The sequence below is a fragment of the Nitrospirillum viridazoti CBAmc genome (genome assembly GCF_000730165.1).
Classification (GTDB): Bacteria; Pseudomonadota; Alphaproteobacteria; order Azospirillales; family Azospirillaceae; genus Nitrospirillum; species Nitrospirillum viridazoti.
Window position 1 is genome coordinate 2224950 of sequence record NZ_CP022110.1, and the last position, 18234, is coordinate 2243183.

The 18234-nt window shown below is 69.2% G+C and carries 16 protein-coding genes; 10 read left to right on the top strand and 6 right to left on the bottom strand.

The genetic code is table 11. The features are described 5' to 3' along the window. Positions 1-11 precede the first annotated feature (11 nt). Positions 12-584 carry a ubiquinol-cytochrome c reductase iron-sulfur subunit gene (gene petA, locus Y958_RS10240; protein WP_040843154.1) on the bottom strand — a complete coding sequence of 191 codons (573 nt, stop codon included), beginning with the start codon at positions 582-584 and terminating at the stop codon, positions 12-14. 288 nt (positions 585-872) lie between these two features. Here petA and Y958_RS10245 point away from each other — a divergent pair, with 288 nt between their 5' ends. From Y958_RS10245 to Y958_RS10255, 3 genes are read left to right on the top strand one after another with little or no spacing between them, the layout of a single operon-like run. Continuing rightward, the gene (locus tag Y958_RS10245; protein ID WP_088871901.1) at positions 873-1382 is read left to right on the top strand and encodes a tRNA (cytidine(34)-2'-O)-methyltransferase; all 510 of its coding nucleotides are present in this window, start codon (positions 873-875) and stop codon (positions 1380-1382) included. A 31-nt stretch (positions 1383-1413) separates the two neighbouring features. Further along, entirely contained in the window at positions 1414-2355 is a 942-nt protein-coding gene (gene hemF, locus Y958_RS10250; RefSeq protein ID WP_211098480.1) for an oxygen-dependent coproporphyrinogen oxidase, read from the top strand. A gap of 25 nt (positions 2356-2380) precedes the next feature. After that, on the top strand, positions 2381-2785 hold the full coding sequence (locus Y958_RS10255; protein ID WP_145727972.1) for a hypothetical protein: 405 nt from the start codon (positions 2381-2383) through the stop codon (positions 2783-2785). A 216-nt stretch (positions 2786-3001) separates the two neighbouring features. Here Y958_RS10255 and Y958_RS10260 read toward each other — a convergent pair whose 3' ends face one another. Then, positions 3002-3535, bottom strand: a complete 534-nt coding sequence (locus Y958_RS10260) for an EF-hand domain-containing protein (RefSeq protein ID WP_145727973.1) — start codon at positions 3533-3535, stop codon at positions 3002-3004. 257 nt (positions 3536-3792) lie between these two features. On the opposite strand from Y958_RS10260, the gene Y958_RS10265 reads away from it, so the two are divergent. Beyond that, positions 3793-4776: a hypothetical protein gene (locus Y958_RS10265; protein ID WP_088871903.1), complete on the top strand. Its 984-nt coding sequence runs from the start codon at positions 3793-3795 to the stop codon at positions 4774-4776. Positions 4777-4833: 57 nt separating this feature from the next. On the opposite strand, the gene Y958_RS10270 is transcribed toward Y958_RS10265, so the two are convergent. Continuing rightward, a complete protein-coding gene (locus Y958_RS10270) occupies positions 4834-5946 on the bottom strand; it encodes an ISAs1 family transposase (RefSeq protein WP_088870575.1) in 1113 nt (370 codons plus the stop codon). Between the two features lie 414 nt (positions 5947-6360). On the opposite strand from Y958_RS10270, the gene Y958_RS10275 reads away from it, so the two are divergent. Together Y958_RS10275 and Y958_RS10280 are read left to right on the top strand one after the other, a co-directional pair. Then, positions 6361-7932, top strand: a complete 1572-nt coding sequence (locus tag Y958_RS10275) for an NAD(P)/FAD-dependent oxidoreductase (protein ID WP_088871904.1) — start codon at positions 6361-6363, stop codon at positions 7930-7932. 25 nt (positions 7933-7957) lie between these two features. Then, complete coding sequence (locus Y958_RS10280; RefSeq protein ID WP_088871905.1) at positions 7958-8398, top strand: c-type cytochrome; 441 nt, start codon at positions 7958-7960, stop codon at positions 8396-8398. Positions 8399-8457: 59 nt separating this feature from the next. Here Y958_RS10280 and Y958_RS10285 read toward each other — a convergent pair whose 3' ends face one another. The 3 genes from Y958_RS10285 to Y958_RS10295 all read right to left on the bottom strand — a co-directional run bounded on the left by Y958_RS10285 (position 8458) and on the right by Y958_RS10295 (position 11109). Continuing rightward, positions 8458-9717: a CCA tRNA nucleotidyltransferase gene (locus Y958_RS10285; RefSeq protein WP_088871906.1), complete on the bottom strand. Its 1260-nt coding sequence runs from the start codon at positions 9715-9717 to the stop codon at positions 8458-8460. Positions 9718-9808: 91 nt separating this feature from the next. Continuing rightward, entirely contained in the window at positions 9809-10462 is a 654-nt protein-coding gene (locus Y958_RS10290; protein WP_088871907.1) for a CoA pyrophosphatase, read from the bottom strand. Beyond that, on the bottom strand, positions 10459-11109 hold the full coding sequence (locus tag Y958_RS10295; RefSeq protein WP_088871908.1) for a DUF1285 domain-containing protein: 651 nt from the start codon (positions 11107-11109) through the stop codon (positions 10459-10461). The genes Y958_RS10290 and Y958_RS10295 overlap by 4 nt, the downstream gene beginning before the upstream one ends. 275 nt (positions 11110-11384) lie before the next feature. Between Y958_RS10295 and Y958_RS10300 the strand changes: the two genes are divergently transcribed. From Y958_RS10300 to Y958_RS10315, 4 genes are read left to right on the top strand one after another with little or no spacing between them, the layout of a single operon-like run. Then, a complete protein-coding gene (locus Y958_RS10300; RefSeq protein ID WP_088872585.1) occupies positions 11385-12302 on the top strand; it encodes an AAA family ATPase in 918 nt (305 codons plus the stop codon). Next, complete coding sequence (locus tag Y958_RS10305; RefSeq protein ID WP_088872586.1) at positions 12302-13300, top strand: DUF58 domain-containing protein; 999 nt, start codon at positions 12302-12304, stop codon at positions 13298-13300. The genes Y958_RS10300 and Y958_RS10305 overlap by 1 nt, the downstream gene beginning before the upstream one ends. Further along, positions 13300-16071, top strand: a complete 2772-nt coding sequence (locus tag Y958_RS10310) for a DUF4159 domain-containing protein (RefSeq protein WP_088871909.1) — start codon at positions 13300-13302, stop codon at positions 16069-16071. Before Y958_RS10305 ends, Y958_RS10310 begins: the two co-directional genes overlap by 1 nt. Next, a complete protein-coding gene (locus Y958_RS10315; protein WP_186291153.1) occupies positions 16068-18188 on the top strand; it encodes a hypothetical protein in 2121 nt (706 codons plus the stop codon). Before Y958_RS10310 ends, Y958_RS10315 begins: the two co-directional genes overlap by 4 nt. Positions 18189-18234 lie beyond the last annotated feature (46 nt).

An 18234-nucleotide genomic window follows, 5' to 3' on the forward strand; every position in this document is an offset into this window, starting at 1 on the left:
GGGGGTCCGGCTTAGCCGATACGGATCGAAGTGTCGGTCTTGAACGCGTAGCTGGGCACTTCCAGGTTACGCGGCGCGGGACCCTTGCGGATGCGGCCGGACGTGTCATAGACCGAACCATGGCAGGGGCAGAACCAGCCGCCGTACTCGCCGCGGGGATCGGAATTCTTCTGCCCCAGCGGGATGCAGCCCAGGTGGGTGCAGATGCCGACGACCACCAGCCATTCCGGCTTCTTCGCGCGGTCCGCATCCTTCTGCGGGTCGCGCAATTCAGAGACGTTCACGTCCGTGGCGGACTTGATTTCCTCGGGCGTCCGGTGGCGGATGAACACCGGCTTGCCGCGCCAGGTCACGGTGATGGACTGCCCCACCTGCACCGGCGCCAGATCCACATCGGTGCTGGCCAGCGCCAGGGTGTCGGCCGCGGGGTTCAGGCTGTCGATGAAGGGCCACACGGTGACGGCAGCGCCCACGACACCGGTCGCGGCGGCAGCCAAGTATATGAAATCGCGGCGCGAGGGATCCCCGCCGCTGTGAGAGCCGCTCCCCGGCCCATGCCCGGCCGTCTGGGTCGTGTCCGCCATACCAAGCTTCTCCTCGAAGTCAGGGGCACCTGAAACGCCCCGGCGCCCGCCTCACAAGGGTTTCCCAATGTTCTTATATCCTTACCCAAGCGGACCAGCCTTGCGCAGGCCCGCGGCGAATAAGGTTGACGGCCGGCGTCTTGTCCGGTCGCGGTAAATCCATATACATGCCCCCCAAGGCCTTGGGAAGCGTATGAATGTGCCCTCAACGCTATTCTTAGCTGCACAAGCGAAAGGTTTGGCGGCTTAAGAGCTAGTCTTTCCAATAACTTATCGGACTACTTTCCCGTGCGGATCGCCCTTTACCAACCCGATATCCCCCAGAACGCCGGCACCCTGATGCGCCTTGGCGCCTGCCTGAATGTGGGCATCGACATCATCGAGCCGTGCGGATTCGTTCTGGACGATAAACGCCTGCGCCGGTCGGGCATGGACTACCTGGAGGGTGTGGATCTGGTACGCCATACCTCCTGGACCGCGTTCGAGACGCGTCGGCGGGCGAACGGTCAATCCCAGGGCGACGCAGGGCAGCCTTCCCCGGGGCGGGGTGGGCCCACGCCCCGCCTGCTGCTGCTGACCACCCGCGCAGCCTTGTGCTACACCGATTTCGTCTTCCGGCCGGACGACATCCTGCTGCTGGGCCGGGAATCGGCCGGTGTGCCGGAGGAGGTGCACGCCGCCGCCGACGCCCGCCTCGCCATACCCTTGCGCCCAGGCTTGCGCTCGCTCAACGTTGCCATGGCCGCCGCCATGGTGGTGGGCGAGGCCGTCCGCCAGTTGGACGCCTGGCCCCGTTGACCTCTGGAACCTGCCTACCTGGAACCCATCGATGACCGACATTCCCCTGTCCTCGAGCCTGCTGCCCGCCGAAGCGCTGGCCGGCGACGCCCCTCTGGCGGAGGAGCGCAAGGCCCGGGCATCCGCCTGGTTCCAGGATCTGCGCGACCGCATCTGCGCCGCCTTCGAAGCCATCGAGGATGAGGCGGCCGCCCTGCCCGCCTATGGCGAAGGCGCGCCGGGCCGGTTCGAACGCAAAAGCTGGGATCGACCGGATAGCGATGGCGAGACCAGGGGCGGCGGCGGCATCATGTCGCTGATGCGCGGCCGGGTGTTCGAGAAGGTGGGCGTCAACATCTCCACCGTCCACGGCACCTTCTCCGAGGAATTTCGCGCCCAGATTCCGGGGGCGGCCGCCACCGGCCGCTTCTGGGCCAGCGGCATCAGCCTGGTGGCGCACATGCGCAGCCCTCTGGTGCCGGCGGTGCACATGAACACCCGCCACCTGGTGACGGAGCAGGCCTGGTTCGGCGGCGGCGCCGACCTGACGCCCATGTTCCTGGACAGTGCCGAGACGGCGGAGGACGCCGCCACCTTTCACGCGGCGCTGAAGGCTGCCTGCGATGCGCACGGCGCCGACTACTACGCCCGCTTCAAGGAGTGGTGCGACCGCTACTTCTTCCTGCCCCACCGCAACGAGCCGCGCGGCGTGGGCGGCATCTTCTACGACCGGCACGACACCGGCGACTGGGAGGCCGACTTCGCCTTCACCAAGGCCGTCGGCCAGGCCTTCCTGGACATCTACCCCCTGATCGTGCGCCGGCGCCTGGGGCTGCCCTGGACGGACGCGCAGCGCCACCATCAGCTGGTGCGCCGGGGCCGCTACGTGGAGTTCAACCTGCTGCACGACCGGGGCACGCTGTTCGGCCTGAAAACCGGCGGCAACATCGAGGCCATCCTGATGAGCCTGCCGCCCGAGGTGAAGTGGCCTTGATGCGGTGACGGACGGCGAGCGGATCATGAAAAATGTGATGGGCGCCGTCGCGGCGATCTTTACGTTTTCACCGCTGGCCGCCTTGGCGTGGGTGATTGTCTGCGCCCCGAACTGGCCCATGGTCGGCACAATGCCACTGCCTCTCCTGGTGGCGATGTCCTGCGTGCCGTTGGGTATAATCGGCTTCACGCTGGCTTGGACTGGCGGTCCGTTCGTCAAGCGGACGGCAGACACCAGTGCGGTATTGTTCGCCGTCTCGCCCTTCTGTGCCCTCATCTGGTTGCTTGCCGGCGCCCCGGACTGGCCCATGGTCGGCAGAACGCCGCTTCCCGTGATCATGGCGGTCTGCTGCCTGCCGCTTTTCGTGATTGGCTTGTCTTGGGCCATATCCAGGGCCATCGTTTTGAATCGGCCAGTTTCCCCCAATTGAGCCTGGCTTCGGGGAAAAAACTGAGGCCCCGAGGACATCACCCCGGGGCCCGATAAAAAGAGCCGGTCGACGGAAGGGGAAAGGAGGCCGCCATTCCGCCCGTCGCGCCACACGACTAGCGCGCCGCCGACCGGCTGTACGGTGCCCTGTCTGAACGGGGGCGAGGACTCCGCATCGCCCAGGCCCCAGGCACCGAACTCTCAAACTCACCGAAATTCAAGGCGCCTTGCCGGCCGCCTCCGCCGTCCTGTCGGACTGGGCCTTGTCCAGCAGAGGTTTGAAGGACGCGGCCAGGGCCACGTCGGCCTGGTCCACCTTCTGGTCACCGTTCTTGTCGTGGAAGCCGAACATGCGCCAGCCGGACGCCATGAACTCCTCCCGCGACATCTTCTGATCCCCATCCAGGTCGATGGCGACGAAGCGGATGTGGGTCTGCTTCAGCTGCTGGGCCTTGCGTTCCGGCGTCCCGTTCTCCTTGTTCAACCGCGCCTCGAACTCGGCGGTATATTCCGCCTCGCTCACCCAGCCGTCACCGTTGGTGTCCAGCGCTTTGAACTGCTGGTCGCGCACGGCCTGGTATTCCTGGGCGGTGACCACGCCGTCGCCGTTCCGGTCATGCTCCTTGATGAAGCTGGCGATGTCGTGCGAGGCCGCACGAGCGACGCCGATGGGGGCCAGACCAGCGGCCAGGAGGGCAGCGCCGACCAGGGCGGTGGCGGCGAGACGAGCGGGACTGCGGGTGTAGGCCATGGCGGAAAATCCTTGGAAGAAGGGGGTGTCGGTAACGGGTGTCGGGGCGTCCCACACCGGCCCCCACGCCGCGTCCGTCGGCGCCTGCAGTATCAGTAATGATAGTCATTCGCATTTGCAAGTCGAAAAACGATCCTTTGAGGCGGGCGGCGGCGGCGCATTCCAGCAAAGATCACTTGCTATTCTTAAGAGAAAATCTACATCCAACGCGCTCGTGTATATGTCCTACGGAAAAGCAACCTTTGGAGGAGATATCCATGGCAAGCCCAACCATCACCTACAACGACATCCTGCCGCCCAACTCCTTCGTGACCGGCATCCGCCAGGATGGCGGCGACGGCCAGCCGGTGGTGCTGTCCGGCAATTACCAGCCGACCGGCGGCGGCAAGCCGCAGGCGATGCTGTATCGCGGGCCGCTATATCCCACGGACGGCAACGGCATCTTCCCGTTCTTGCCCGCCTTCCCCGGGCAGATCATCGTCACCTCGACCTTCTACGGCCCCAACACCGCCCTGTTCGACCCGAGCCTGGGCCAGGGCAACGTGCGGGCGGTTGGCAGCTATCAATATGAAGGCGGCCAGGGCGACCATGGCATGATCTACCAGGGGCCGCTGGACGGGTCGGGCACTTGGACCCAGATCGACGTGCCCGCCGACGTGGCCGGCGGCACCGTGGCCAACACGCTGGCGCACAGCACCATGGGCGACCTGGTGGTGGGCAACTACGACCTGGCGGACAAGCCCGGTTCCGGCAACGGTTTCATCTACAACGTGAAGACCGGCACCTTCCAGGTGCTGGACATCGGCGCCCTGGCCACCCTGTACGGCATCTGGCAGAACGGCCCCAAGGACCCGGCCCCCTACACGCTGGCCGGCGGCTACAAGCAGGGACACGACCTGAACACCGGCCTGCTGGCAGACTACGACCCCGTCACCGGCCAACTCAGCCGCCTCACCCCGCTCAGCTATGAGGGGAAGCCCGGCGTGGTCACCCATTTCGAGGGCATCAGCGGCGTACCCGGCGGTTATGCCCTGGCGGCCACCACCGACGCCGGCGGCGCGTTCGTCTATGTCGACCGCCTGGCCGACGGCGGTTTCGGTCCGGCGCGCTGGTTGGCGGCCGCCAACCCGGCCAGCACCAGCATCAGCACCGCCAACTCCATCCTGCGCAACAATCTGGTCGGCATCTACCGCCCCGCCAGCGGTGGCGTGCAAAGCTACGTGGCCACGCTGGCGGACTGACCCACGGCTGAGTGGCGCCCAGACGGAATGGCGCCCAGGGGAATCGCTTGAAGGGGGTTATGCGGACTGTGTGATGACGGCGTGAAGGTATTGGGTATCCCATGCGGCGGATTTTCTTCGGACTTTGAGGCTGTGCTTATCCTTTGCGCCGCGCAGGAGGTTCAAGGCCATGTGTCGGATGGTTGCCATGTTGTGGGGGCCGTTGCCGGATCTGAGACGGCTCAAGTCTTCATGGAAGACGACATCGAGGACCCAGTGGAGCCGGTTTTCGATATGCCAGTGGGCTCGGACGGCATGAGCGAAGAGGCGCGTGTCGAGTTTTTGAGATGACAGGTAGTATCGGCGTTCCCGGCTGGTTTTGCCGTCACGCTCGATCTCGGCTTCGACCATGGCGATGGCCTTGAGGCCGGGGAAGCGGGGCTCGCCGGGGAAGCGGCGGTCTGTGGTAAGCCAGTCAACTTCGTGGCTGACGACATGGCGGCGCACCTCGATGCGGCCGTGCTCGCCATCGGTCGTGTCGAACGTGTCGGCGGCAGGCAGATCGTCGAAGTGGCGGATGACCTCGCTGTGCAGGTTGGGCCAGTTCTCTTTGATGGCCAGCAGGTAATCGGCGCCTTTATCGAGAATCTTCTGGGCGATCTTGGTCTGGCAGCCCATCGCATCGATGGTGACGAGCGCCCCGGTCAACGCCAAGCGGTCGAGCAGCAACGGAATGGCCGTAATCTCATTCGACTTGGCCTCGCAAGCTTGCTGGCCCAGCACCAAGCGCTGCCGGCTGGCCCAGGCTGAAACGAGATGCAGCGGATTGCGATCCTTCGCCCGGTCATGCGTCCGCCGCGAGGTCTTACCGTCGATCGCGACGATGTCGGGCTCGGCCTCGCGCAGCCCCTCGACCCAGTCGCCGAAGCATCGCGCAAAAAGATCGCCGTCGAGCGCGTTGAGGATGTCGTTCAGCGTATCGTGGCTCGGAATCCCGCCCGCATAGGGCAAAAACCGCCGCAGGAAATCCCGGTTCATCGTGCCCCAGCGCCGAATCTCGACGAAATCCTCAGCCCCCGCGATCGTTGCGCAGAGCACCACAAGCAGAATCTCCGGCAGTGGATAAATGACCTTCCAGGATTGCCGCGGATCGCTGAGCGCCGCAAAATGGTCGAGAAGCGAACCGGCCATCGAGAACTCCAGATCAATGGAGCCTCCTACGAATCACAGATCGCCACCGCTCCGAAAGCCCCGTCTTGTCAAGACCCGCTTCAAGCGATTGCCGTGGAATGGCGCCCATCGGATTGACAGCCCCGCCGGCCCATGCAACGCTGATTGGCCTTCGGTTGATCACGGTTTCACCGGACCGGCGGGGCATCAAACAACGGGCAGTTACGTCAACAACTTCAATCAACTGACTGGGGAATCCGAATTGGACCCGCGCCGTCGCGCGTGGGACAATGGAACGGGTGGCCTCAATCACTTTCGGGTCGGTTTTCGCAAGAACAGGGAACCGGCGCCACCAAGGCCGCCGGAGCGATAAAACGGGGAGACTCGCCGCACTTCAAAAATAATGGAGGCGGAACGGGCATGGGTTTTAGGGACATGAAAAGGCGCGACCTGCTGAGCCTGATCGGCACGGTGGCGGGCAGCGCCGTGATGTATCAGGCGGCCACCAGCCTGGGCCTGGCGGCGGAGACCACCTATAAGGGCCCCATCAAGCTGGACGGCGACGCAAAGGGCGCGTCCATCCTGATCCTGGGCGCCGGCGTGGCCGGCCTGGTGGCGGCGATCGAGCTGCGCAAAGCGGGCTACAAGGTCCAGGTGCTGGAGTACCGGGAGAAGGCCGGTGGCCGCAGCTGGTCCCTGCGCGGCGGCGATACGTACACCGAGCTGGGCGGCTTCAAACAGACGGTGGGCTTCGACACGGGGCTTTACATCAACCCCGGCCCCTGGCGCATCCCCTATCACCACCGCGCCGTGCTGGATTACTGCCACCGCTACGGCGTGGCGCTGGAGCCGTTCAACCAGGTCAACTACAACGCCTATCTTCATTCCGCCAAGGCCTACGGCGGCAAGCCGCAGCGCTTCCGGGAGATCCAGGCCGACTATCACGGCCACGTGGCGGAGCTGCTGGCCAAGCTGACCCACCAGAACGCCCTGGACGGCACGGTCACCAAGGAAGACCAGGAAAAGCTGCTGGAATCGCTGCGTGCCTGGGGCGGGCTGGACAAGAACTACGCCTATGCCGCCAGCCTGGATTCCAGCAACGTGCGCGGCTACGAGAAGGCGCCCGGCGGCGGCGTGAACGGCGCGCCGGTGCCCTCCACCCCCGCCAGCCTCAGCGACGTCATGCAGGGTGGCCTGTGGCGTTTCCTGGGCATGGGCCTGAGGGACGAGTTCCAGTCCACCATCTTCCAGCCGGTGGGCGGCATGGACCAGTTCCCCGCTGCCCTGGCGCGGCAGGTGAAGGACCTGATCCGCTTCAACACCAAGGTGACGGAGATCCACCAGGACGACCACGGCGTCACCGTCACCTATACCGACACCGTGAAGGGCGGTGCGCCGCAGACGGCCAAGGCGGACTGGTGCCTGTGCACCATCCCCCTGTCGGTGCTGAGCCAGATCAAGCTGAACGTGGGGCCCAAGATGGCCAACGCCATCAGCGCCGTGCCCTATGAGGCCGCCGCCAAGGTGGGGCTGCAGTTCAAGCGCCGCTTCTGGGAACAGGATGAGGCCATCTACGGCGGCATCAGCTTCACCGACCTGCCCATCGCCATGATCGGCTACCCCAACAGCGGCTATGGCAGCCCGGGCAAGGGCGTCCTGCTGGGCACCTACGTCTTCGGCGCCTACGCCATGGAATACACCGCCATGCCGCCGGAGGAGCGGATCAAGCGCGCCCTGGCCTATGGCGCCCAGATCCATCCGCAATACACCAAGGAGTTCGACACCGGCGTGGCCGTGGGCTGGCATCGCGTGCCCTGGACCCTGGGCTGCCACGCCTCATGGACCGAGGAGACGCGGGCCGCGCATTACCAGGACCTGTGCCAGGTGGATGGACGCATCGCCCTGGCGGGCGAGCACGCCAGCTACATCACCGGCTGGCAGGAGGGGGCGGTCCTGTCCTCCCTCGATGCCATCAGTCGCCTGCACCAGCGGGTCGTGACGGCCTGACGCCCCCTATCCCGAGAGACAATCCATGACGATCTTCAAGTCTTTCACGGTGAAGGCGGCCGGCCTGACGGCGCTGCTGACCGGCCTTTATGTTGCGGCGGGCAGCCTGCCCCACGCCGCCCATGCCCAGGCGTCGGACGCCAGCTCCGCCGCCTTCGCCAGCCCCCGCCATTTCGGCCAGAAGGACGGCGCCGCCCTGTACCAGGCCATTTGCCAGGGCTGCCACATGCCGGACGCCAAGGGCGCCACCGGGGCCGGCACCTACCCCGCCCTGGCCGGCAATGCCAACCTGGAGGCGGCGGGCTATCCCGTCGCCATGGTGGTGCACGGACAAAGGGCCATGCCGCCCATCGGGGAGTTCCTGGATGACGACCAGGTGGCGGCGGTGGTGAACTATGTCCGCACCCACTTCGGCAACCACTACACCGACACGGTCACGGCCGCCGATGTGAAGGCGGCCAGATGAGGTTACGGGGCCGGGATCGGGCCGTTCGATCCCGCCTCCTTCCCTATTGTTCCCGGCCCCTACTGTTCCCCGGTGGAGGCGGCGGAGGCCAACCGCCGCTCCAGCTCCGCCAGGCAGGCGTCGCGGTCGGGCTGGAAGTCGTGGGCGATCCACCAGCGCTCCAGCTCGCCCATCAAGCGGCCGACCTCCGGCCCCGGGGGCTGGCCCCGGTCCAGGATGTCCTGGCCGCGCAGGGGGAAGGGGATTTCCCGCCAGGCCGACGCCTCGGCCAGGGGTTCGAACAGCTCGAAGGCCGGCGTGCCCATGGCGGCCGCCGACAGCAGCAGAACGGCGCGGTAGATCTCCGGCCCCAGGCGGTGCAGAGCGATGCGCCGCGACTTGAACGGCAGGTCGGGGTGCACGTCCACCACCGGGGCGGCGATGGCCGCCAGCCGGTCGCGCTGGAAGTTGGAGAAGCGCAGCCGGTCGGCCACCGCCTCCACCGCGCTGTGAGCCAGGGGACCGGCCGGGAGTAGCGCCGCCAGGCGGGCCAGCGGCTCCGTCTCCCCCACCATCCATTCCAGCCGGTCCAGCGCCGCCAGGCGGTCCACCGCCACGGCCTGGGGCAGCACGTGCTCCATGATCCCCTGGTCGACCATGATGCGCCAGACCTCGGCGGCGCGGTCGGTGGCCAGCAGCTTCAGCAGCTCTTCCCGCACGCGCTCCCCCGACAGGCCGCCGACCAGGGGGGCCAGGCGGGTGCAGGCGTCCAGCGCCGCCGTGTCCGGCGGGCCCTTGCCCAGGCGGGCATAGAAGCGGAAGAAGCGCAGCAGGCGCAGCACGTCCTCGCGGATGCGGGTCTCGGCATCGCCGATGAAGCGCACGCGCCCCGCCGTCAGGTCGGGCACGCCGCCGAAGGGGTCGTACAGCTCGCCATCCACGGTCAGCGACATGGCGTTGAAGGTGAAGTCACGGCGGGCGGCGTCGGCCAGCCAGTCATCGGTGAAGGCCACCCGCGCGCTGCGCCCGAAGGTTTCCACATCCTGGCGCAGGGTGGTGATCTCGAACGTCTCGTTGCCGATGATGGCGGTGACGGTGCCATGCTTCAGGCCGGTGGGCACGACCCGGATGCCGTCGGCCTTCAGCCGCCGCATCACCTCCTCCGGCGGCAGGGGGGTGGCGATATCGATGTCGGCCGCCTGGATTTCCAGCAGGCAATCCCGCACGCAACCACCGACGAATCGCGCCTCCTGCCCCGTGCGCATCAGGGATTGCAGGACACGGCGGCTGGCCACGGAAGCCAGCGGGCCTGTGGGTACCAGGGAGCGGACGGAAGTCATGACGCCTTAAAGTTGTATTTTATCGCAATTTTATCAAGGGTCCGCACCCGAGGCAACGACCGCGCCCAGGACATACGACATGTCGCCGGCGTCAGCCGGGCAATCCCAGCACCTCACACAGGTTCACCAGCATCCCGGCCGTGGCCCCCCAGATGTAGCGGTCGTCATAGGGGAAGACCCAGAAGTGCCGAAGGGCGCCCTTGAACTCGCGGGACTGCCGCTGGCGGCTGCCGGGATCCAGGATGAAGCTGAGCGGAACCTCGAACACCTCCTGCACCTCGAACGGGTCGGGCTGCAGAAAAAAGGGCGGGTTGACCAGGCCCACCACCGGCACCACGCGGAAGCCGGTGCGGGTGTAGTAGGTGTCCAGCCGACCCACCACCTCCACCTGGGTGGGCGCCAGCCCCACCTCCTCCTCCGTCTCGCGCAGCGCGGTGGCGATGGCGTCGGTGTCCTCAGGCTCCACCCGGCCGCCGGGGAAGCTGATCTGGCCGCCATGCGCCGCCAGGTGGGCGCTGCGCTGGGTCAGCAGCACGGTCATGCCCTCCGGCCGGTCAACCAGGGGCACCAGCACGGCCGCGTCGCGCACCGTCGGCGGCGGATCGAACACGCCGCCCACATCAACCTCGTTGCCGTCGCGGTCGCCCCGGGCGCCGATGCCCGGCCCCTCGAACGCGAAGGCCCCCTCGTGCCGGCCCCCTTGGGGGCCTTGGGCGAAGGCGCGGCGGATCGCCGCCGCCGTCATGCCGGCTCCAATGGGAAGAACACGCCCTGGCTCCATACCCCGGCCGGGCCGGTGCCGGCCCCCTCTTCAGCCCCCTCTTCGGCCCCCCTTTCGGCCAAGGCCATGCCGGCCAGCTCATAGAACACCGGGCGGTTCAAGCGCGCCTCCAACCCGCGGCCGATGTCGCCGCGCACGTGAATGTAGGGGCTGGGCTCCCCCGTCGCCGGATCGATCACCACCCGAATCGGATGCTCCGCCCCGGCCGTGATCCAGTGGTCCAGGTTGGTGCGGAAGGACAGGGCCTGGCCCCGCCCCTCACCCTCGCGCCGCATCTCCACCGCCACGAAGGGTGCGTCGTCGACGCGGATGCGGCCCCGCTCCGCCGGGGTGATCAGCCAATAGTCCCCCGCCTCGTCCCGCCGCAGGACGGTGGAGAACAGCTTGACCAGGGGCAGCCGGCCGATGGGGCTGCCGTGATAGAACCAGGTACCGTCGCGGGCGATGCGGATGTCGTAGCCTTCGTCCGGCCGGGTGTCGGGCGTACCGTCGCCGGGCGCGCGCGCCGCCCGCAGGCCGGCCAGATCGGCGGGACCTTCCGAGGCGGTGGCGGGTTTGTCCGCGGCGTCCTGGCCGGTTCCAGGACCGGCATCGGGCTTGCTTTCCGTCATGACGCAATTAACCATCAAGCCAAAGGTCCGTCCCCTCAGCCTATCGGCCGATGCGGGGGGACCGGAAATTTTTCCGATTTCGGCCACAAAGCTAGCATAAAGGGGGCTGGCATAAAGGCCCGGAGCCGGCGTTCTGGCATCGCTGGTGAACAATTGCATTCTTGGGAGACCCCGCGTTGAGCATCACCGACCTGCCCCGTGACCAGGTTTACCCGGATGCGAGCCTGGCTTTGGACATCGAAAACACGGGCCTGAAGCTGGCCAGCGTGCGCGCCATGATCGGCCAGGCCATCTTCGGTCAGGAAGAGGTGATCGACCTCAGCCTCGTCACCCTGCTGGCGGGCGGCCACTTGCTGCTGGTGGGCGTGCCGGGCCTGGCCAAGACCCGCTTGGTGGAAACCCTGGGCATCGTGCTGGGCCTGGACGAACGCCGGGTGCAATGCACCCCCGACCTGATGCCCGCCGACATCCTGGGCTCCGAAGTGCTGGAGGAGGGGGAGCACGGTCGCCGCGCCTTCCGCTTCATCCCCGGCCCCGTCTTCGCCCAGCTGCTGATGGCGGATGAGATCAACCGCGCCAGCCCGCGCACCCAGTCGGCCCTGCTGCAGGCCATGCAGGAAGGCCGGGTTTCGGTGGCCGGTCAATACCATCCCCTGCCCCGCCCCTTCCATGTGCTGGCGACCCAGAACCCACTAGAGCAGGAGGGTACCTATCCCCTGCCGGAGGCGCAGCTGGACCGATTCCTGCTTCAGGTGGATGTCACCTATCCCGAGCGTGACGCCGAGCGGCTGATGATGATCGCCACCACCGGCGCCACCGCCGCCGCCGTGCGCCCGGTGCTGACGGCGGCGGAACTGCAGGCGGCGCAGGAGCTAGTGCGCCGGGTGCCGGTGGGCGACAGCGTGGTTGACGGCATCCTGGACCTGGTGCGCAGCGGCCGGCCCGAGACCAGCGACGTGGCGGAGGTGCGCCGCCACGTCGCCTGGGGGCCCGGCCCCCGCGCCGCCCAGGCCCTGATGCTGGCCAGCCGTGCCCGCGCCTTGATGGACGGGCGCTACACCCCCTCCCTCGACGACGTGGTGGCCCTGGCCAAGCCGGTGCTGCGCCACCGCATGGCGCTGAACTTCAGCGCGCGGGCCGAGGGCGTCACGCTGGACGCCGTCATCGACCGCCTGTGCGCGCCGCTGGCCTGATGTCCGCCGCCATCCCCAAGGCTCCCCAGAATCCAACGGATCCCGCGCCGGCGGCCAGCCGCCTGCGCGACCGCGCCGACGCCCTGGCCCAGCGCCTGCCGCCGCTGCTGGTGGCGGCGGAGCGGGTGGCCGCCGCGGTGACGCCCGGCCTGCACGGCCGCCGCCGTGTGGGCACGGGTGAGGCCTTCTGGCAGTTCCGCCGCTATCAGCAGGGCGACGACACCGACCAGATCGATTGGCGCCAGTCGGCCAAGGGCGATCATGTCTATGTGCGGGAAAACGAGTGGGAGGCGGCCCAGACCGTCTGGCTGTGGCGCGACGCCGGCCCGTCCATGGACTGGCGGTCGGACCGTGAGCTGCCGCTGAAGCGGGAGCGTGCCGACCTGCTGGCCCTGGCCCTTGCCTGCCTGCTGGTGCGCGGTGGCGAGCGCGTGGGTCTGATGGGCGGCCCCCGCCCGCTGCCCGGCCGCCCGGCGCTGGAGCCCCTGGCCCTGGCGCTGACGCGGGTCCCCTCCGCGCCGCCCCCGCCGGTGCCGCCGGCACAGCCTTTGGCCCGCCACGCGCGGTTGGTGGTGATGGGCGACCTGCTGGCCCCCCTGGACGACATCCAGGCCGCTGTCGCCTTCCACGCCGGGCATGGCGTGCGCGGGCATCTGCTTCAGATTCTGGACCCGGCGGAAGAGACCCTGCCCTATGAAGGACGCGTCGAATTCCGTGCCGTCCGTGGGGCTGTCGAAGGTGAACAGCGCCTGCTGGTGCCCCGGGTGGGCGGCCTGCGCGGCGCGTACCAGGAACGACTGGCCGCCCACCGTGCCGGCTTGGCCCAGATCGCGCGCGCCAGCGGCTGGTCCTTCTCCCTGCACCACACCGACAAGCCGCCGCAGGCCGCGCTGCTGGGCCTGTGGGGCGCCCTGTCGCAGGAAAGCGTGAGGACCGCGGCCGCCCATTCCGGCGTCAGCCACGCGCCCACCAGTTGGACAAACGAGGGGGGCATCTGATGGCCTTCGCCAGCCCGCTGGTGCTGTGGGCCCTAGTCCTGCTGCCGGGGCTGTGGTGGCTGTTGCGCCTGACGCCACCGGCACCCAAGCGCGTCACCTTTCCGGCCTTGCGCCTGCTGCTCGGACTGACCGCGAAAGAGGAGACGCCGGCGCGCACGCCCTGGTGGCTGCTGGTGCTGCGCCTGGCGCTGTGCGCCCTGCTGATCATCGGCCTGGCCCGGCCGCTGCTGCACCCCGACGCCACGTCGGCCGCCGGCACCGCCCCCTTGCTGCTGGTGGTGGACACCGGCTGGGCGGCGGGGCGTGACTGGCCGGAGCGGCAGCAGGCGCTGGACCGGCTGGTGACCCAGGCGGAACGCCAGGACCGCCCCGTCCTGCTGCTGGCCACCGCCGCCGGCGCCGGCGGCGAAGCGCCACAGGTGCAGGGCCCCATGAACGCCACGGCCGCGCGCCGGCTGGTGCAGGCCCTGGCACCGCAGCCCTGGCCCACCGACCGCGCAGCGGCCCTGGGCGCCCTGGATATCGCACAGAAAAGCGGCCCCCTGGCCGGGAGCGCCGCCGACAGCTATTGGCTGGCCGATGGTCTGAACGACGGCAGCGTGGCCACGCTGGCCGGCCGCCTGCGCGCCCTGGGCCGTGTCACGGTAATGACGGCCGGCGCCGACCATGGCCCCCTGCTGCTGCGGACGCCCAACAGCAACGCCAGTGGCAGCGACGGGGGCACGCTGATGGTGCCGGTGGAGCGGGCCGAAGGGGCCCAGGCCCAGCCCATCGCCGTGGAGGCGCTGGGTGAGGACGGCCGCGCCCTGGGCCGGGCGGACGGCATCTTCGCCCCCGGCCAGCGCCAGCTGACCCTGCCCCTGACGCTGCCCGGCGAGCTGCGCAACGCCGCCGTCCGCCTGCACCTGGAGGACCGCGCGGGCGTGGGCGCCAGCCTGTTGCTGGACGACCGCTGGCGCCGCCGCCCCGTGGGCCTGGCCACAGCCGGCCCCGGCGGCGACAACCAGCCCCTGCTGTCCAGCCTCTACTACCTGGACCGGGCCCTGGCCCCCTATGCCGAGGTGCGGCGCGGTACCATTTCGGCGCTGCTGGACGGCGGCGTCTCCATCCTGGTGCTGCCCGACAGCGGCGCCCTGAGCGACAGCGACACCTCCCGCCTGGCCCGCTGGATAGACCAGGGCGGCGTGCTGGTGCGTTTCGGCGGCACCCGCCTGGCCCATGAGTCGGAGCCCATCGGCGCGGAGACCCTGCTGCCCGTGCGCCTGCGCGGCGGCGACCGCTCCCTGGGCGGCGCCCTGTCCTGGACCACGCCCGCCCACCTGGCGCCCTTCGACGACAAGAGCCCCTTCGCCGGCCTGGCGGTGCCGCCCGACGTGACCGTCAGCCGCCAGGTGCTGGCGGAACCCGGGCCCGACATGGGCGACAAGGTCTGGGCGCGGCTGGAGGACGGCACGCCCCTGGTGACGGGCGAGCGGCGGGGCAAGGGCTGGCTGGCGCTGGTGCACACCAGCGCCGACCCCGCCTGGTCCAACCTGGCGCTGTCGGGGCTCTACGTCGACATGCTGCGCCGCCTGGTGGCCCTCAGCGACGGCTTGCCCGGCGGCATCGGCGGCAATGCCGGCGGCGCCCTGCCGCCCCTATCGCTGCTGGACGGCCAGGGCCGGCTGGTCGCCCCCTCCGCCGTGGCCCAGCCGCTGGAGCCGGAGGGCAAGGATGAGGCCGCCGGCACCCCGGTGGGGCCGCTGCACCCGCCTGGCTATTACGGCGTGGGCGACCGGCGCCGCGCCCTGAACCTGGCTGGCTCCGTGGCGCCGCTGGTGCCCATGGAGCCGCTGGCCGGCGTCGCCTACCAGGGCTTCGGCGGCACGCGGGAAACGGACCTGCGCCCCTGGTTCCTGGGCCTCGCGGCGGCGCTGTGGGTGGCCGACCTGCTCCTGTCGCTGCTGGTACGGGGCCTGCTGCCCACCTCGCTGCGGCCCAAAGCGCGCTGGCGCCGGGGCGCCGCCGCGGCGGCACTGGCGCTGGCAACGGTGCTGGCCGCCCCGCGCGGGCATGCCGCCACGCCGGACGATGAGATCGTGAAGGCCACCACCGCCAACTGGCTGGCCTATGTCGAGACGGGCGACCGCGCCGCCGACGCCACCACCAAGGCCGGCCTGCTGGGACTGGGCGAGCAGCTGAACCGCCGCACGGCGGTGGAGGTGGCGGGCGCCATGAGCGTGAACGTGGAAAAGGACGACCTGGCCCTGTTCCCCCTGCTGTACTGGGTGGTGACGCCGGGCCAAGCCGCCCCGTCCGACGCGGCGGTGGCCAAGCTGAACCAGTACCTCCACGCCGGCGGCATGATCCTGTTCGACACCCGCGACCAAGGCGCCCCGGACGCCGGCATCCAGGCGCGCCTGCGCGACCTGACCCACGGCCTGGACATCCCGCCCCTGGCCCCGGTGGGGCCGGAGCACGTGCTGGGCCGCACCTTCTTCCTGATGCAGGACTTCCCCGGCCGCCAGGCGGGGGGCCAGGTATGGGCGGAAGCCTCCGAGGGCCGTGTGAACGATGGCGTCTCACCCGTGCTGGTGGGCGGTAACGACTGGGCCGGCGCCTGGGCCATCGACGGCCAGGGCCGGCCGCTGAACGCCGTGGTGCCGGGTGGGGAGCGCCAGCGCGAGATGGCCTACCGCTTCGGCATCAACCTGGTGATGTACGCCCTGACCGGCAATTACAAGGCCGACCAGGTGCACGTGCCGGCCATTCTGGAGCGGCTGGGCCAATGATGAACCTGTTCGCCGGCCTCAGCATCAGTTTCGAACCCTTGCTGCCCGCCTGGCTGTTGATCCTGCTGGGCGCGCTGTCGCTGCTGGGCCTGGCGCTCATGGCCTGGCGCCGAGCGCGCGGGCTGACCTGGCGCGTGGGGACCCTGGCGGCGCTGACCCTATTGTTGCTGGACCCCGCGCTGGTGCGGGAGGACCGCCACCCGCTGAAGGACGTGGCCGTGGTGGTGGTCGACACCTCCGCCAGCCAGAACGTGGGCCACCGCAAGGAGCGCACGGACGCGGCCCTGGCCGCCCTGAAGGCCAAGCTGTCCCAGATGCCCGACCTGGATCTGCGGGTGGTGGAAACAGGCACCTCCACCGCCGGCGGCAAGGGGGAGGAGACACGGGCCATCGACGCCCTGACCCAGGCTGTGGCCGACGTGCCCCGCCGCCGTCTGGCCGGCGCCATCCTGCTGACCGACGGCCAGGTGCACGACGTGCCGGAAAAGCCGGAAAGCCTGGCCGACCTGGGCCCTGTGCACACCCTGCTGACGGGTGAGCATGGCGAGGGCGACCGCCGCCTGGTGCTGGTGCGCGGCCCCAGCTATGGCATCGTCGGCAAGACGGTCACGGCCACCGTGCGGGTGGAAGACCTGCCGGCGGGAAAGGGTGCGGACAGCGCCCTGCTGACCATCCGCCAGGACGGCCAGCCCGAGCGTCAGGTGCCGGTGCCGGTGGGGGAGGACGTTCCCCTGACCATCACCGTGGGCCATGGCGGGCCCAACCTGCTGGAACTGTCGGTCAACGCCGGCCCGGCCGAGCTGTCCATGGCCAACAACCGCACCGCCTTCATCGTTAATGGCGTGCGCGACCGCCTGCGCGTGCTGCTGGTATCGGGCGAGCCGCACGCGGGCGAACGCACCTGGCGCGACCTGCTGAAGGCCGACCCGGCGGTGGACCTGGTGCATTTCACCATCCTGCGCTCGCAGGAGAAGTCCGACAGCACGCCCATCCGCGAGCTGTCGCTGATCCAGTTCCCCATCCGCGAGCTGTTCGAGGTGAAGCTGAACGACTTCGACCTCGTCATCTTCGACCGCTATCGCCAGCGCAACGTCCTGCCCATGGGCTATCTCGCCAACATCGCGGAATATGTGCGCAACGGCGGCGCCTTCCTGGAGGCCAGCGGCCCCGCCTACGCCACGCCGCTGTCGCTGTACCGCACGCCTCTGGGTGATATCCTGCCGGGCGAGCCCACGGGGACGGTGACCGAGCAACCCTATACCCCCACCCTGACCGAGGCCGGCCGCCGCCATCCCGTCACGGCCGGCCTGGACGGTTATGGCGAAACGGCGCCGGCTCAGGGAAACCAGCAGAAAGCCCCCTGGGGGCGCTGGTTCCGCCAGATCGACATCGTGCCGCGCCAGGGCACGGTGGTGATGAACGGCGCCAACAACCAGCCGCTGGTGGTGCTGGACCGCGTGGGCAAGGGGCGCGTGGCCCAGATCGCATCCGACCATATGTGGCTGTGGTCGCGCGGCTTCGAGGGCGGCGGCCCGGCGGCGGAACTGCTACGCCGCCTGGCCCACTGGCTGATGAAGGAGCCGGCGCTGGAGGAGGATGACCTCAAGGCACATGTCGATGGCGACCGCTTGGTGGTGGAACGCCGCTCCTTGAAGCCGGACGCCGACCCAGTGGAGGTACGGTCCCCCAGCGACGCCGTCACCAGCCTGCCTCTGGCCGACAGTCCCGACGGCGTCGCGCGCGGCAGCCTGGAGGCGACCGAGCCCGGCCTGTGGCGGGTGAAGGATGGCGACCGAACCGCCCTGGCGGTGGTGGGCGCCCTGAACCCGCCGGAACTGGCCGACATGCGCACCACCCCCGACCGCCTGGCCCCGCTGGCCAAGGCCACCGGCGGCGGCGTGTTCTGGCTGGTGGATGGATCCGGTGCTGGCGGCCTGCCCGACCTTCGCCGGGTCAGTCCCGGCCAGAATGCCGCCGGCGGCAGCTGGCTGGGCCTGCGCGCCAATGGTGACTACACCGTCACCGGCGTCGCCCGCGTCCCCCTGGTGCCCGCCTGGCTGGCCCTGCTGGTGGTGGCCGCCCTGCTGGTCCTGGGCTGGCGCCGCGAGGGCCGCTGAAGGGTTTATCAGCGCCTTAACTGACATTTATCAACGTAAATGCCCT